Annotated in this window: 1 rRNA gene; it reads right to left on the reverse strand. The window is 54.3% G+C overall.

Annotated features, from left to right (window positions below):
- Window positions 1–1,217: ribosomal RNA gene (locus tag AC3Y5R_RS24130) — 23S ribosomal RNA — on the reverse strand; the annotation flags it as partial.

Here is a 1,217-nt window from a genome sequence, read left to right on the forward strand (position 1 = left end):
GATAACCCCATCAATTAACCTTCCGGCACCGGGCAGGCGTCACACCGTATACGTCCACTTTCGTGTTTGCACAGTGCTGTGTTTTTAATAAACAGTTGCAGCCAGCTGGTATCTTCGACTGGCTTCAGCTCCGGGAGCAAGTCCCTTCACCTACGCGCCAGCGTGCCTTCTCCCGAAGTTACGGCACCATTTTGCCTAGTTCCTTCACCCGAGTTCTCTCAAGCGCCTTGGTATTCTCTACCTGACCACCTGTGTCGGTTTGGGGTACGATTTGATGTTACCTGATGCTTAGAGGCTTTTCCTGGAAGCAGGGCATTTGTTGCTTCAGCACCGTGGTGCCTCGTCGTCACGCCTCAGCCTTAAAGTGTTCCGGATTTGCCTGGAACACAGGCCTACACGCTTAAACCGGGACAACCGTCGCCCGGCCAACATAGCCTTCTCCGTCCCCCCTTCGCAGTAACACCAAGTACAGGAATATTAACCTGTTTCCCATCGACTACGCCTTTCGGCCTCGCCTTAGGGGTCGACTCACCCTGCCCCGATTAACGTTGGACAGGAACCCTTGGTCTTCCGGCGAGCGGGCTTTTCACCCGCTTTATCGTTACTTATGTCAGCATTCGCACTTCTGATACCTCCAGCAGACCTCACGGTCCACCTTCAACGGCTTACAGAACGCTCCCCTACCCAACAACGCATAAGCGTCGCTGCCGCAGCTTCGGTGCATGGTTTAGCCCCGTTACATCTTCCGCGCAGGCCGACTCGACCAGTGAGCTATTACGCTTTCTTTAAATGATGGCTGCTTCTAAGCCAACATCCTGGCTGTCTGTGCCTTCCCACATCGTTTCCCACTTAACCATGACTTTGGGACCTTAGCTGGCGGTCTGGGTTGTTTCCCTCTTCACGACGGACGTTAGCACCCGCCGTGTGTCTCCCGTGATAACATTCTCCGGTATTCGCAGTTTGCATCGGGTTGGTAAGCCGGGATGGCCCCCTAGCCGAAACAGTGCTCTACCCCCGGAGATGAGTTCACGAGGCGCTACCTAAATAGCTTTCGGGGAGAACCAGCTATCTCCCGGTTTGATTGGCCTTTCACCCCCAGCCACAGGTCATCCGCTAATTTTTCAACATTAGTCGGTTCGGTCCTCCAGTTAGTGTTACCCAACCTTCAACCTGCCCATGGCTAGATCACCGGGTTTCGGGTCTATACCCTGCAACTT

It is taken from the genome of Erwinia sp. 009765445, from assembly GCF_058137865.1.